Source organism: Pseudomonas syringae group sp. 26L6 (assembly GCF_032587815.1).
Lineage (GTDB): Bacteria > Pseudomonadota > Gammaproteobacteria > Pseudomonadales > Pseudomonadaceae > Aquipseudomonas > Aquipseudomonas amygdali.
Window position 1 is genome coordinate 261939 of sequence record NZ_JAWHPJ010000020.1, and the last position, 15184, is coordinate 277122.

13 protein-coding genes are annotated in these 15184 nt (G+C 56.9%); 9 read left to right on the forward strand and 4 right to left on the reverse strand.

From position 1 onward, the window contains the following. The first annotated feature begins 175 nt into the window (after positions 1-175). Entirely contained in the window at positions 176-916 is a 741-nt protein-coding gene (locus RYA97_RS12125) for a phosphatase PAP2 family protein (protein ID WP_004666171.1), read from the forward strand. An 80-nt stretch (positions 917-996) separates the two neighbouring features. Here the strand turns inward: RYA97_RS12125 and groL are convergent, their stop codons facing one another. The 3 genes from groL to RYA97_RS12140 form a co-directional block, all read right to left on the reverse strand. Continuing rightward, positions 997-2640 (reverse strand): chaperonin GroEL, encoded by a 1644-nt coding sequence (gene groL / locus RYA97_RS12130; protein WP_002555022.1) that lies wholly within the window; start codon positions 2638-2640, stop codon positions 997-999. Between the two features lie 49 nt (positions 2641-2689). After that, positions 2690-2983 carry a co-chaperone GroES gene (locus tag RYA97_RS12135; RefSeq protein WP_003304675.1) on the reverse strand — a complete coding sequence of 98 codons (294 nt, stop codon included), beginning with the start codon at positions 2981-2983 and terminating at the stop codon, positions 2690-2692. A 254-nt stretch (positions 2984-3237) separates the two neighbouring features. Next, complete coding sequence (locus RYA97_RS12140; protein ID WP_002555024.1) at positions 3238-3732, reverse strand: FxsA family protein; 495 nt, start codon at positions 3730-3732, stop codon at positions 3238-3240. Positions 3733-4010: 278 nt separating this feature from the next. Between RYA97_RS12140 and RYA97_RS12145 the strand changes: the two genes are divergently transcribed. After that, positions 4011-4769 (forward strand): SDR family oxidoreductase, encoded by a 759-nt coding sequence (locus RYA97_RS12145; RefSeq protein ID WP_002555025.1) that lies wholly within the window; start codon positions 4011-4013, stop codon positions 4767-4769. Between the two features lie 53 nt (positions 4770-4822). Here the strand turns inward: RYA97_RS12145 and RYA97_RS12150 are convergent, their stop codons facing one another. Beyond that, a complete protein-coding gene (locus RYA97_RS12150) occupies positions 4823-5830 on the reverse strand; it encodes a DUF481 domain-containing protein (RefSeq protein WP_005733444.1) in 1008 nt (335 codons plus the stop codon). 164 nt (positions 5831-5994) lie between these two features. Between RYA97_RS12150 and RYA97_RS12155 the strand changes: the two genes are divergently transcribed. The 7 genes from RYA97_RS12155 (at position 5995) to RYA97_RS12185 (ending at position 15175) form a co-directional block, all read left to right on the forward strand. Beyond that, positions 5995-6351: an MGMT family protein gene (locus RYA97_RS12155; RefSeq protein WP_005740986.1), complete on the forward strand. Its 357-nt coding sequence runs from the start codon at positions 5995-5997 to the stop codon at positions 6349-6351. 54 nt (positions 6352-6405) lie between these two features. Beyond that, the gene (locus RYA97_RS12160) at positions 6406-7956 is read left to right on the forward strand and encodes an AmpG family muropeptide MFS transporter (RefSeq protein ID WP_010200805.1); all 1551 of its coding nucleotides are present in this window, start codon (positions 6406-6408) and stop codon (positions 7954-7956) included. Between the two features lie 28 nt (positions 7957-7984). Beyond that, positions 7985-8317, forward strand: a complete 333-nt coding sequence (locus RYA97_RS12165) for a hypothetical protein (RefSeq protein ID WP_117140070.1) — start codon at positions 7985-7987, stop codon at positions 8315-8317. Positions 8318-8644: 327 nt separating this feature from the next. After that, positions 8645-11206, forward strand: a complete 2562-nt coding sequence (locus RYA97_RS12170) for a type VI secretion system Vgr family protein (RefSeq protein WP_117140069.1) — start codon at positions 8645-8647, stop codon at positions 11204-11206. Beyond that, the gene (locus tag RYA97_RS12175) at positions 11203-13236 is read left to right on the forward strand and encodes a DUF3274 domain-containing protein (RefSeq protein ID WP_057405150.1); all 2034 of its coding nucleotides are present in this window, start codon (positions 11203-11205) and stop codon (positions 13234-13236) included. The genes RYA97_RS12170 and RYA97_RS12175 overlap by 4 nt, the downstream gene beginning before the upstream one ends. Further along, positions 13233-14909, forward strand: a complete 1677-nt coding sequence (locus RYA97_RS12180) for a DUF2875 family protein (protein ID WP_162882963.1) — start codon at positions 13233-13235, stop codon at positions 14907-14909. Before RYA97_RS12175 ends, RYA97_RS12180 begins: the two co-directional genes overlap by 4 nt. Further along, on the forward strand, positions 14906-15175 hold the full coding sequence (locus RYA97_RS12185; protein ID WP_003350919.1) for a PAAR domain-containing protein: 270 nt from the start codon (positions 14906-14908) through the stop codon (positions 15173-15175). Before RYA97_RS12180 ends, RYA97_RS12185 begins: the two co-directional genes overlap by 4 nt. Positions 15176-15184: the final 9 nt, after the last annotated feature.

Sequence of the window (15184 nt, forward strand, 5' to 3'; positions counted from 1 at the left end):
CGCACTCTCATATGCAGTTTGGGCTGGCGCAGCTTAAGACGAAGTGAGCGTCAGGGCCAGCGCCGATATGGCATGACGATTTTTTCACCTATGATTTACAAAGCACATGACACACTTTGAGACAAACCGTCGCACACAATGATAGCGGCATGCCTTTCACCGATCTGGATTCGATATGTCGAAAACCGTCGCCCCACCCTATTCTCGCTCAATAAATCCATGGATTTATCTGGGTATCCCCGCTGTTGTCGCGCTGATCCTCGTACTCCTTGAGCTGACTTCGCTGGACATGGACATCGCCAGGCTTGCCTTCGATCCCGTCAGTGGGCAATTCATTGGCAGGCATAGCTATTTTCTGGAAGACGTCCTTCACGACCGCGCCAAACAACTGGTGATGGTTTTCGGCGTACTGGCGATGATCGGCTTTGCCGCGTCATTCAAGGTAGAACGCCTGATCCCGTGGCGCAGAGAACTGGGTTGTCTGGTGTTGTCCATGGCGCTTTCAACCGCCTTCGTGACACCAGTAAAAGTGGTGACCTCGGTGCAATGCCCCTGGAGCCTGACCGAGTTCGGCGGCCAGGAAACCTACAGTGAACTGTTGAGCCCGCGCCCCGCCACCGACAAGCCAGGTCGCTGCTGGCCGGGAGGTCATGCGGCCACCGGTTTTACCCTGTTTGCCCTGTTCTTCGCCTTGCGCGACCGCCGCCCGAGAATGGCGAAAATGGGGCTGGCCCTGGCCTTCGGTTTGGGAACAGTGTTCTCTATCGGCCGAATGCTGCAAGGCGCGCACTTCTTTTCCCATAACATCTGGACTGCAGTGTTTTGCTGGTTGATCTGTCTGGGGGTTTACTACTTTGTACTTTACCGCCCCGAACCCAAGGGCCTCGATAACAGCAAAGTACAACCGACGCACTGATTGATCCGGAACAGCAAGACAAAAAAACCCCGCACAAGGCGGGGTTCTTTATGGGTGTAGCTTTTCGGGGTAAAGCCGGCTTACATCATGCCGCCCATACCACCCATGCCGCCCATGTCCGGCATGCCGCCGCCTGCTGGCTTGTCTTCAGGCACGTCAGCGATCATCGCTTCGGTGGTGATCATCAAGCTGGCAATGGAGGACGCCGCCTGCAGAGCAGAACGAGTCACCTTGGCCGGGTCAAGGATACCCATTTCGATCATGTCGCCGTATTCGCCGGAAGCAGCGTTGTAACCGAAGTTACCCGAACCCTGCTTGACCTTGTCAACAACAACGCTTGGTTCGTCACCGGAGTTGGCAACGATCTGGCGCAGAGGCGCTTCGACTGCACGACGCAGCAGAGCGATACCGACGTCCTGATCAGCGTTGTCGCCTTTCAGGCCTTCGATAGCCTGCAGGGAGCGAACCAGTGCCACGCCACCGCCAGGTACCACGCCTTCTTCAACGGCTGCGCGGGTTGCGTGCAGGGCGTCTTCAACGCGGGCTTTCTTCTCTTTCATCTCGACTTCGGAACCGGCACCGACCTTGATCACTGCAACGCCGCCAGACAGCTTGGCCAGACGCTCTTGCAGTTTTTCCTTGTCGTAGTCCGAGCTGGTGTCGCCGATTTGCTGACGGATCTGGGAGATACGCGAGTCGATATCGGTTTTCACGCCAGCACCATCGATGATGGTGGTGTTTTCCTTGTTCAGGATGACGCGCTTGGCATTACCCAGGTGTTCCAGGGTAGTGGTTTCCAGGCTCAGGCCGATCTCTTCGGAGATAACGGTACCGCCAGTCAGAACAGCGATGTCCTGCAGCATGGCCTTGCGACGATCGCCGAAACCTGGAGCCTTGACGGCTGCAACTTTCACGATACCGCGCATGTTGTTGACAACCAGAGTGGCCAGCGCTTCGCCTTCAACGTCTTCGGCAACGATCAGCAGAGGACGGCCAGCCTTGGCGACTGCTTCCAGAACCGGCAGCATTTCGCGAATGTTGGAGATCTTCTTGTCGACCAGCAACAGCAGCGGGCTGTCCAGCTCGGCAACCATGGTGTCCGGCTTGTTGATGAAGTACGGGGACAGGTAACCACGGTCAAACTGCATGCCTTCTACAACAGACAGCTCGTTTTCCAGACCCGAACCTTCTTCAACGGTGATAACGCCGTCTTTGGTCACTTTTTCCATGGCTTCGGCAATGATGTCGCCGATGGAGTGATCGGAGTTGGCCGAGATGGTGCCGACCTGGGCAATAGCCTTGGTGTCGGTGCATGGCTTGGACAGCTTCTTCAGCTCGGCAACAATGGCGATGGTCGCCTTGTCGATGCCGCGCTTGAGGTCCATCGGGTTCATGCCGGCAGCGACAGCCTTCAGGCCTTCGTTGACGATAGCCTGAGCCAGAACGGTAGCAGTAGTAGTACCGTCACCGGCATCGTCGTTGGCACGGGAGGCAACGTCTTTGACCAGCTGCGCGCCCATGTTTTCGAAACGGTCTTTAAGCTCGATTTCCTTGGCAACCGACACACCGTCTTTGGTGATCAGCGGAGCGCCAAAGCTTTTCTCGATGATAACGTTACGGCCTTTAGGGCCCAGGGTCGCTTTAACTGCGTCAGCCAGGACGTTTACACCGGCGAGCATTTTTTTGCGGCCAGAATCGCCGAATTTAACTTCTTTAGCAGCCATGATCATTATTCCTTGAATACTTTGTAGTAACGGAAATCAGCGGGAGCACTCAGCCTTCGACGACAGCAAGAATCTCGTTCTCGCTCATCACCAGCAGGTCTTCGCCGTCTACTTTCACTGTGTTGCTGCCGGAATAAGGGCCGAACACAACCTTGTCACCCACTTTCACAGCCAGCGCACGTACTTCACCGTTGTCCAGCACGCGGCCGGTACCCACAGCAACGATCTCGCCACGGTTAGGCTTTTCAGCAGCCGAACCTGGCAGAACGATACCGCCGGCAGTTTTCGTTTCTTCTTCACTGCGACGGATTACGACGCGGTCATGCAGAGGACGAAGCTTCATTGTCGATCTCCTGATTATGTTTGTTTGATCGTCCGGTGAGTGCACCGGCCGGTTTAAATCCGGACTTGCCGGTTACGGTTCGACGCGCGAACCGCAGAATACGGTCTGGCCTTCATGCCAGAAACCTTGCGGTGACCCATACATAAGGGCGGGCAAAGTGATTACAAGTCTTGGGCAAAAAAATTTTACAACCCAATTGCCACCCCAAAACGGGCGCGGCACCCGAAGGTGCCGCGCTGCCGGGGGTGTAACGGCTACTTGTCGCGATGTTCGAACTCGCCTTCGATCACATCCGGCTCGCGGGTCGGCTGGTGAATGGCATTGGGGCGATGGCTGGCAGGTCCCTGATTGGCCTGAGTCTGCAGATCATCGGCGAAGGCGCGCTGACGCATAGCCTGATCCTCTGCACGGCGACGAACCTTGTTGATCAGCAGACGACGAGTAATCGGCAGCAGACAGATCACACCCAGAATGTCACTGATGAAGCCGGGCAACAGCAGTAGACCGCCACCGACAGCGACCATCAGGCCTTCGAGCATTTCCTGGGCAGGCAGCTCGCCACGCGCCAGACTTTCGCGCGCACGCAGCGCCGTTGCAAAACCGGCTACCCGCATGACGAACAAGCCCAGCATCGACGTCGCGACGACCAGCAGGAAGGTCCAGAGAAAGCCGATGGACATCCCGACACGAACCAGCAGAAACAGCTCAAGTACCGGGAATAATAAGAACAGCAGCAAAAAAACACGCATCAAATGAGTTCCTCAAGGGAAGAATGCCTTCCGAGTAGACCGTATGTGATGTCAGAAGGTCGTTAATTCAAGCTCCCTGCGCTTGGGTAACAGCTTAATTATGCGCATAAGTCAGCTGAACCTGGGCTTCACAAACGTGTATCGGTGTATTTCAGGGCTGGGTGGCAGAGGCGAGACGAACGGGCGAAAACAGCCTATAACGTGCTCTGGCTATGGCATAAGCACTCGCATCAAGCCAGTGATGCCATGGAAACGATCAACTGTGATTGGGCACGCACATGGAATTGAAAGACAAGCTGATAATTATCACCGGCGGATGCCAGGGGCTAGGCAGAGCCATGGCCGAATATCTGGCTGGCAAGGGCGCGAACCTGGCACTGCTGGACCTGAATCAGGACAAACTTGATCAGGCCGTCGTAGCCTGTGAGGCGCTCGGGGTCAAGGCTCGCGCCTATCTATGCAATGTCGCCAATGAAGAACAGGTCGTCGACACGGTCAATAAGGTCGCCGAGGATTTCGGGGCCATTCATGGCCTGGTCAACAACGCCGGTATTTTGCGTGACGGCCTGCTGGTCAAGGTCAAGGATGGCGTGATGACCAAACTGAGCCTGGCGCAATGGCAATCGGTGATTGACGTCAATCTGACCGGCGTATTCCTCTGCACGCGCGAGGTAGCAGCGAAGATGATCGAGCAGAAGAGTCAGGGCGCGATCATCAATATCTCGTCGATTTCACGGGCAGGGAATATCGGACAAACCAACTATTCGGCAGCCAAGGCCGGTGTTGCCGCCGCTACGGTTACCTGGGCAAGGGAACTGGCACGCTACGGAATCCGTGTGGCGGGCGTGGCACCTGGGTTCATTGAAACCGAAATGACCGGCAGCATGCGCCCTGAGGCACTTGAGAAAATGACCTCGGCCATCCCGCTCAAGCGTATGGGCAAGCCCGACGAAATCGCCCACTCGGTGGCTTACATTCTTGAAAACGATTATTTCAGTGGCCGCATACTGGAGCTGGACGGCGCGATGAGAATCTAGTCAGCGCATAGCGGCAGAGCGATGCACACGGTGTGCATCGCTCGCCACATTGTTTACCAGCTCACACCGAAACCGGCGGTATAGCGGGTCTTGTCCACGTCGCCGTTATCCGAGCCACTGATGATGTTTTTCTCGGCCTTCAGGTTAAGCGACGCCCAGTCGGTAACCTTGTAGCGCAGCCCGGCTTCGACATCCATCGAGTAATCGGCAACGCCACTCAACGGCTTGCCCAGTTCGCCGTTGCTGAAGAACTCGAACTTCTTGCCGATCAGGTAGCGGTTGTAATCCCAGGTGCCGGCAACGGAATAGAAGTTTTCCTTCTGGCCATTGGAGAATTCGAAATCTGTACGGTTGAGCAGCGCACCGACCTTGAAGGCTCCCAGCTCGTCATCCCACAACTGGTAACCAGGACCTGTACCGACAACACGCTGGCGCGACAGGTCTTCGATCTTGTCGCGCTTGTAGGTCACACGAGCATCCCAGAAGAATTTCTCGGTCAGGAAGCGGTCCAGCGAGTATTCGGCGCTCCAGTTGTCGGTGCCCACCACATCATCGGTCGTTTCGCGGTTGTAATCGCCTTTGGCGTTATGGCGCCATTGGCCGTGACGCGCCGAAGTCTTGAAGGCAATGTTGTAGTCATTGGTATCGTTTTCTGCCTGCTGGAAATCCAGCGCCGCATCGATATTGCCTTTCCAGACAAGATCAGTGATAACCGGCTTGGGCTTGATGATCTGATGAATGCTTGCCAGTTCGACGGTCTTGGGTGCATCGCCATTAGCCAGTACGACCTTGCCGTCGTCCGAAGCCTGCAACGACTTGGAGACTTCGCCTGTGTGCTCATCCTGCTTTACCAACAGTGGCTGATCGCTTTGCAGGGTTTTGACCTGCTTCCAGTCCAACGGAATAGCGCCGCCGTATTCGGTCTGCAATAGCAGCTTGCCACCGTCGAACACTTTGATTGTGCCAGTCAGCCTATCACCGTTCTTCAACCAGACAGTGTCGGCAAGCAATGGAGTGGAAACAGTAGTAATTGCGAGGCACAGCAGGGTTCTGGACAACATAAGCGGTAATCAGGCTCTGTTTGGCGGGAAGGCGGGCATCATCCTGCAGAAAAACATCAAGGCGATCTCAATCCATGGACCGCCGGACACGGTGGTAACAGACAGCGACGATCGACCAAAGTTCCGCGAACGACAATCAATATCGTTTTATACAGGATAAACGCGTGACCGACCCGGACTTGACACTTCTTTACCCTGGCGAGCCGTCAGCTGCCGAAATGCGACGTACGGCCCTCTACCTGACGATGGCGCAAATACCGGAGGGCAAGGTGGTCGCCTACGGTCAACTGGCTGAACTGGCAGGGCTGGGCAAAGCTGCGCGCTGGGTGGGCCGTACATTGAGTCAGTTGCCGGACGGCTCTTCCCTGCCCTGGCATCGGGTGCTGGGGGCCGGCGGTCGGCTCAGTCTGCCCGTTGGCAGTGTGTCCGGTGACGAACAGCGGGCCCGTTTGCGCGCCGAGGGCGTTACCATTCTGAATAATCGGGTGGATATGCAGCGCCATGGCTGGCGTCCCCTATAGCACAGCGGTTAGAGTGCGCCCTTTGTTTTCGTAACCTGAGGCAGATTCCAGCCCATGCCCCGTAAAACCTGGCGCGCCGCGCTCGCCGCATATGCCAGCCCGTCGACATTAGTGTTACTGCTGCTCGGATTCGCTGCGGGCATGCCTTATATGCTGGTCTTTTCGACATTATCCGTGTGGTTACGCGAAGCCGGTGTTGCTCGCGAGACCATCGGTTATGCGAGCCTGATCGGTCTTGCCTACGCCTTTAAATGGGTCTGGTCGCCCTTACTCGACCAATGGCGCCTGCCGTTTCTGGGCAAGCTGGGGCGGCGGCGCTCCTGGCTGGTGCTGGCACAGAGTCTGGTGATTCTCGGCCTGATCGGGATGGGCTTCTGCGATCCGCAGAAGCATTTATCCTGGCTGATCGCAATTGCCGTGGTGGTGGCCTTCGCCTCCGCAACCCAAGACATCGCCATCGACGCCTATCGCCTTGAAATCGCTCAGGACACCCAGCAGGCCGCCCTCGCCGCCAGCTATATGTCCGGCTATCGGGTGGCCGCACTGTTGGCGACCGCGGGCGCGCTGTACTTCGCTGAAGGTTTCGGCTCAACAGGCTTTGCCTACAAGCATTCGGCGTGGACCGGCACCTATGTGCTGTTTGGCCTGCTGATGCTGCCAGCGCTGGTCACTACACTGATCATGCGCGAGCCACCCGTACCGTTGCGCACCCAACTGTCGGCAGCGCGCTATGGTTTTACCCACCAGTTGGCCTCGGTGTTCGTGCTCATTGTGCTGCTGGTTTCAGTACCAGCAATGTTTACCCAGCTTTACAACACCGACTTCGCCAGCGTGCTGTTCAACGGCACCAGCTGGATGGACCTGCTGCTGGAAGACCGGGCTTTCCTGCGCGCCATTCTCTATACGCTTCTGACCTTCGCCTGCCTGTCGTCAATGGGTCGTCGCGGGCTGGCACCGGTGCTTACGCCGATCAACGACTTCATCATGCGTTATCGCTGGCAGGCCCTGCTGTTACTGGGCCTGATTGCAACCTATCGAATGTCGGACACGGTGATGGGCGTCATGGCCAACGTGTTCTACATCGACCAGGGCTTCACCAAGGACCAGATCGCCAGTGTCAGCAAGATCTTCGGCCTGATCATGACGCTGCTGGGCGCTGGTGCCGGTGGTCTGCTGATCGTACGCTTCGGCATCATGCCGATCCTGTTCATCGGCGGCTTCACCTCGGCAGCGACCAACATCCTGTTCCTGTTGCTGGCGGACATGGGGCCGAACGTGAAGATGCTGATCCTGACCATCTCACTGGACAACTTCAGCTCAGGGCTGGCGACATCAGCGTTTGTCGCCTACCTGTCGAGCCTCACCAACCTTAAGTTTTCCGCCACTCAATACGCACTGCTCAGTTCCATCATGCTGTTGTTGCCGCGTTTGCTGGGCGGTTATTCCGGCGTGGTGGTGGAGAAATTCGGTTATCACAATTTCTTCCTGATCACCGCTTTACTGGGCATTCCAACGCTGGTGATGATCATCCTGCAATGGAGCCGCGAGATACGCACCGCGAAGGCCGAGGCGCCGACAGAAGTTTCAGAGATCGAGAAATCCTGATCGCTGGATCACTCATCAAGGAAAAAAAGTGGACACCGAAAACCAAACACGCCCTTTCAACCCCATGCCACTGATTCTTATCAGCCTGGGGATCTGGCTACCCATCATCGGCACCCTGCTGACATATTATCTGTCGCGAGACGCTGATGGCCTGTCCGGATCAATGGCCTTGGGCAGTGCGGTAGTGCTGCTCGCGCAGGTGGAAATCTTCGCGATCATCTTTCTGCTGATTTATGCGTTCGCCGTAAAGCCATGGAGACTGTCCAGAAAGATACGCACAGTGTTCTCCATCAACGCAGTAGCCGCCACTGTCGCAGGCCTCGGCATTATCGTCACGCTGGCCAATATAAGCCTGCAGTAATCGCCAACTAAAAAGCCCTGATGCTCGTGAGCCAGGGCTTTTCATATCACACTCCTCCAGCCCTCTCTACTAAAAGCAAAGCCTTGCAGCCTGCATGGCCGTGCTCATTACGCCGTAAGAAACGCACTACAGCTTCTTATGAATTGGACGACGAAATCGTTAGCCATTCCCCACTACCTCAGCGCGCCGTGAGGAGTAATGTTGCCCGGTGATGGCCCATTGCAATTTAAGTGTGTGCCCCCGGAAAGAAGTCTATAGACTCACGCCCCTCTCTATATCAGCACTCTCTAGCGGAACGAGCGGCTGGTTTTATATAACGGAGCAACAATGTTAAAGGATCTAACGGCGCTATTTGCGCCACAAAACCGTCGCTTGATCAAGCTGACGACCGTTGCCCGTGACGAACAGGAACTCCTGCTGGAACGTTTTTCCGGTACTGAAAGCCTGTCCGAGCTGTTCAGTTTCGAGTTGTCGATGATCAGCCGCGATGCCGGCCTGGAACTCAAATCGCAGATCGGCCAGCCTGCACAATTGGCAATAGAACTCGCCACCGGCGAATCGCGCTACATCAATGGTTATATCAGTGCCTTCAGCCTGGAAGGCAGCGACGGCGGCCTGGCCCGCTACAGCGCCACACTAAGCCCTTGGCTATGGATGCTCTCGCGACGCGTCGACTCGCGCATATTTCAGGAACAGACCATCGAAGCCGTTATCCGAACGGTATTTGCGGCCTACGGCGCATTGCCCGACTTCGAGTTTCAACTCAGCCAGCCACTCAAGACGCACAGTTACATCACCCAATACCGTGAAAGCGATCTGACCTTTGTATTGAGGTTGCTGGAACACGAAGGCCTGTTCTTCTATTTCGATCACAATCAGGAAAAGCACACGCTGATCATTCTTGATCACTCGCGTGACCTCTCGCCCCTGCCGCAACAGCCAAGCATTCGTTATCACAGCGCATCCGTTACCGAGACAGCGGACTCGATTACCGAATGGCGCAGCCATCGACGCCTGCAATCGGGGCGCATGTCCATTCAGACATTTGACTACAAGCAGCCCCGTAATCAGTTGCCTGTCGGCATGCCGAGCCTCAATGAGCAGGGCAACGTCGACGCGTATGAAGTGTATGACGTGCTCGATCACTATAGCCATGGCACCTTCAAAGACGGTGAACGCCTGGTGCGTCAGCGCCTGGAAGCCATTGAAGTACAGGGCAAGACATTCACCGGCAACAGTACCTGCCGCGCCATGTACCCTGGCCACACCTTTGAGCTGACCCAGCATTTTGATCATGACCGCGGCTCTGCTGAAGATCGCAGTTTTCTGCTGATAACGGTCAAGCATGAGGGCAGCAACAATTACCTGTCGGACGAAGGCGCGGGCTACACAAACGAGTTCGTGTGCATTCGCCACAAAATCCCCTACCGTCATCCGATCACCGTCCCGCGCCCGAGCATTCCGGGCCCTCTGAGCGCCATCGTGGTCGGGCCGGAAGGTGAGGAAGTGTTCACTGACGAGCTGGCGCGGATACAGGTCAGGTTCCACTGGCAGCGCGGCGACAGCCTGCCGCAAGGCACCACCTGGTTAAGGGTGGCGATGCCCAGTGCCGGTAGCGGCTTCGGGCATCAGTTCATGCCACGCATCGGCCAGGAAGTGCTGGTGACCTTTCTGGCGGGCGATATCGACCGGCCTCTGGTGACGTCGGTGCTCTACAACAACATTAATCTGCCGCCACGCTTCAGCAAGGCCTCGGGGCTGCCCGGCAACCGCACGCTGTCGGGGATCCGCACCCAGGAACACAAAGGCAGCGGCTTCAACGAACTGCTGTTCGATGACACGCCAGGCTCGCTGCGCGCGCGCATGGGCACGACCCATCAGGCCACCGCCCTCAACCTGGGCAAACTGACCGACCCGCGCACTGACGGCACCGCCCAGCCACGCGGCAACGGCGCAGAACTGCGCACCGATGCCGCCATCGCCCTGCGTGCCGCGCAGGGCATGTTGCTCACCACCTATGCGCGTACCGACGCAAAAGGCTCACAGCTGGATCGCGAAGAGCTGCTCAAACTGCTGGCCGAGTGCGGCGAGCTGTTCAAATCCCTCGGCGAAACCGCCGCCGCGCGCGGCGGTCAGGCAGTGGATGCTCAAGGCATCGACGCCTTGCGTCAGTCGCTGAATCAATGGCCCGCGCCGGACAGCAACGGCTTGGGCGACCCGGTACTGGCCATGACCGCAGCAGCAGGTATTGCCAGCGCCACGCCGCGCTCGCAGGTTCACTATGCCGGTGAACACCACGACACCACCGCGCAGAACAACCTGCAATTGACCAGCGGCGCGGCCATGCACCTGCAAGCGGGCAAAGGGCTGTCAGCCTTCGCCCAGGACGCGGGGATCAGCGCCATCGCCAACCGCGGCAAAGTGCTGGTGCAGGCCCAGGAAGACGACATCGCCCTCAATGCCCAGAAAAACCTGCACGTCTCGGCCGTCGAAGGCGAAGTGGTCATCACCGCGCCGACCATTCGCCTGGTCGCCGATGACGGCAGTTACATCAAGATTGGCGGCGGCGTCGAGATCGGCTCGCAAGGCAAAGTCACTGTGCACGCCAGCGAGCACGACTGGATCGGCCCCAAGACCGACAGCGCTGCGATCCCCTCTTTCGGCCGCGACCCCGCCGCCCAGCAGGTCACCTTCCACTACCCCGGCCACAGCGAACAAAGCCCGCGGGCAGCAGCGGATCACTCGTATGAAATCAAACTGGAAGATGGCAGCCTGGTGAAAGGAATGACGAACGCAGACGGACTGACGGAGCGCGTGGAACGCGAAATGATGCATCAGGCGCAAGTATCGGCACTACGCAGCGGCACACCGAAAGGAGGTGCGCAATGAACGGCGTCGATGAATACGCCGTTGCCCAAGGCAATACGCGCCTGATCCCCAACCTCAACACCACCTGCAAAATGGAAGTGCCCGGCGATTTGCCAGGCGTAGTGATCTTTCTGCACGGTGTGAATGACCCGGGGGCGTCGTACAGCATGGTGGAGAGCGGGTTGTGTCAGGGGGTGAATGAGCGACTGGACCGGCCGGATCTGGTGGCGGGGCGGTACGGGGCTGAATACGAAAAGTTAAGAAAGCTACCATCTGAAGATGTGCAAGACGATCAGAAGGGCATTCTGGACGATCCCGACACCTATCTTTATCAACGCGACACCAAGAATCCGAAAACCCGTAGCCTGATGATTCCCTTTTATTGGGGATATCGGGCCGAGCCTGGCGAGGTGAAACGGGACAAAAACGACGACCCAACCAAGCTCCGCGACCAGTATCAGGACGTGCGCGGCAATCGTCTGGACAGGCACTTTGGCAAAGGTGGAGGTTTTTTTGCCAACGCCACCAACAACCTGTCGCAGATGTACGACAAGGGTTTGGATAAAACACTTCTTCATAAGGCGGTGCAGGCAAGGCTACCCAATACGCTGTACATGGGCGAAGGCCCGCATCGCCGTTATTTTGTTCTGGCGGCTACCCGGCTGGCCATGCTGGTACGCGAGATACGCCGCGTATCCCCGGACGAAACCATCACCATCATGGGCCACAGCCAAGGCACCTTGATCACGTTGCTGGCGCAAGCCTTGCTGGTGGATGAAGGTCAGCGATGCGCGGATACGCTGATCATGGTGGACTCGCCTTACAGCCTGTTCCCTAATGTCACACCCAAGGGCCACGACACGCTGTCCACGCTGACGCGTATTGTCACTGAAGTCACTCAGGCACCTCACACCCAGCCGCCGCTGTCGGACCTGCGTAACCCTGCAACCTATTGCGGGCGAAGCGGCCCGAAATGGAGTCCGGCGCAGGGTGTACGCAAGGACAAGGTCGGTAATCTGGCGATTTTTCCGGAGCGCGATAATCGCGGCAAGGTGTACTTGTACTTCTGCCCGGACGACACCACCGTTGCTCTGGATGACGTCAAGGGCATCGGCACGTATGGCGTTTGGGATACGCTGGGCAAGAAAAACGGCCGGCAACCCATGAATGAATTACAACCGTTGCGTTTCTACCAACGCATGTGGACCAAGCGCCATCGTGACAACGCTCCGGTACTGGTCGGAAAGCCGGCAGGTCATGAGCTGCTGCGTGCGGACAATGAGCCACGCTACCCTGGAGGCTGGACAGTGGCAGGTGTCATCTCGCAAGCCCCGGTAGAGATGGGCCAGTTGTGCCTGATAAATGCCGAACCCTTGAGCCCTCCACATGAGCCACAGATGTTTGGTGGTGAGTTTGAATCAGGCACTGCCACCAAAGCAGGCTTAGACAAGCCCGATGATGTGAGCATCAACGCCGCACTGGGCAATCCTAGCGCCAAGTTCAACTGGATTAATATCAGGACCTATTCAGGCCGGATAGATTTGGAGCAAGAGCGCGACCGCTGGAATAAAGGCAAAGCATCCGGTGATCAAACTAGCGCCATGCAAAGTCGGCGACTGACCGGAGAAGGCGCCCCTAAACCCTCGGACAGGTACGCTCTGGAGCGAGAGGAAACCCCCAATGAAATTCGGGCAAGGCTGGCCGAGGCTCCGGAGTTGGACCCGAACAGCTATCACTCGGCGGTGTTGCGCAGCCCGGAAAATCAGCGCTGGGTCACGGCGATGGACATTGCGATTGGGCAGGCGAAATGCCTGGACGATCCTGAGATGCGTGAGGTGTTGGTGGCGATTGCGAATTGGAGGATAGATAAAACTACATTCGGAATCATTGAAAGATTACCGGGATGGGCAAAAATTAGCGTCGAAGCTCAGACATTGGTGAAAGCCAGTCATGCGTATTACCAACGAGGCATATTTCCGCCCTCTGGGCTGGTATCACTAACGCCGCCGTCTTTAGTAACCGCCCCACTTGAAAAAAGTGGTGAAAAGTGAAGCTCCATCAACCGAAAATCTCACTACGCCCCAAGCTGAAGGCGTATATCTGGATAACTGGAATACTACTTTTTCTCTGGATAGGGTTCGTCCTACTTGCCTACTTTAAAGCACAGGAAAACAACATGGAACTTCGTGACATACACTCGGTAACACGCTGGGGCATTGCAGCCATTTTGGGCACTTTACTGCTGATCTACAGCGGCCACTGGTGGGGTAAAGCCGTTGCTCATGAGAAGGTTGAACTAGCCGCGTATAAATCTAACGTAGCAGCACAAGTTTCCGAACAGCAGGCGCTGCAAAAACGGACCTACGCTTTAGAAATGCGCGGAATCGGACTAGCCGTAGGGGGATGGCATCAATCATCTGTATGGCGAAAAATCAAAGAAAAGAAAAATAATTTTACATCAATATATTCGCAAAACCCCGAAGATTATACGGATTCCTTACTCTCTCGAGAGAATACCCAGAGCATTAATATCCGTGCTGCATTCAAGCACTCAGCAGGCGAGGCGGTCGCATATTGGCCCATCCCAACGTTTGCAATTGCCCCCCCCAAACAACCTGCGGATACGGGTGCTGCTGACAATATTTTAAATGGGCGCAACGCTGCTACTTTAGGTGTGACACTGTTTTTGTGGCAAGACGCTGAAAACACCACCCATGCTCAAAAAATGCTTGAACGCTTATTCCGTCTTTTTGACGATAATCCCCAAGTGCCTCAGGCGCTAATCGTAAGTGAAGATGGTGACGTCACGCGAAACGGCTTGCGTGTGGCGGGTACTCCCGGACTGCAAAATGCTCAAGTCGTACCAACAGTGTTCGAAAGCATGACAGGCCTACTGGTCACTCGCTCGGATCGGGTAGATCGCTACATCCGTCAGTACGCGACTAATGAATCAGAGGACAATCAAAACAAGAACAGCGATCTGGGCAAGCTATGGAGTTTTTACTGGGAGCGCGACAAGAATCTGTATGAAGCGGGTGCAGGCACCTATAATCCCAAGGTACCAGATGCCCCGAGCACCATGTCCACCGCCTACTGGCAATCCCAGCTCCCCACCCTCTGGAAAACCATCAGCAATCGCGGCCCCGGCAATTTCGAGCCCTCCCCTTGGTTACCTATTCGCTGGGGTCAGCATCAGGTCAAGGAGTTCGACGCTGCGCCGGTACTCGGCTATTTGCACCGCCCGATCAAGGTGCCCATGCAGGATGAAAACGGCAAGCGCCTGAAACCTGCATTGCAAGCCAAAGCCTTGCAAGCCGCCTGGGTACAGGCGCTGGATACTTTGCCCGAAGGGCAGAAACCTGTACGGGTGTTCTATGACAGCACCAACAACCCGGAAGCCGAAATTGCCCTGAACAACGCCCTGCACGACCTGAACAAGGACGGCCACGGTCTTGAGCTGGGCAATGTCGAAGAGGGTTACGACATCGGTCGCCGTCTGGGTAATACCGGGGTCAGCGGTGCGCTGGTCGAGATCAATCTGGCTACCATCGCCAGTTACAAGGATGGCGGCGTCAGCGCCGTGGTCTACGCCGGCACCGATGGCAGCCTGACCGTACAAATGGTCCGCCCGCCCGATGAAGCCCGTAAAGCGAAGAACAGCCAGAACCGCGGCGCAGACCCGTTTACCTTCGGCTCGCCAACCGGCGGGGCACCTGCAGAGTGAGTTACCCCGTCTGCCTGGGCGACGCCACCAGCAGTGGTGGCCGAGTGGTGTCCTGCCAACTGGCAGGCACTCACACCCTCAACGGCAAGCCTCCGGCCGTGCTGGGCGACAAAGCCACCTGCCCGCTTCATTCAGGAGAATTCGCCTTTATCGAAGGCCACCCCACCCGAAAACTGAACGGCATACCGGTGGTCCTGCACGGCCACCGACTGGCGTGCGGCTGCCAGGGTGTGGCCAGCCACGCCATGAATGTGCGAGTGGTCTAGGGGTTTTAT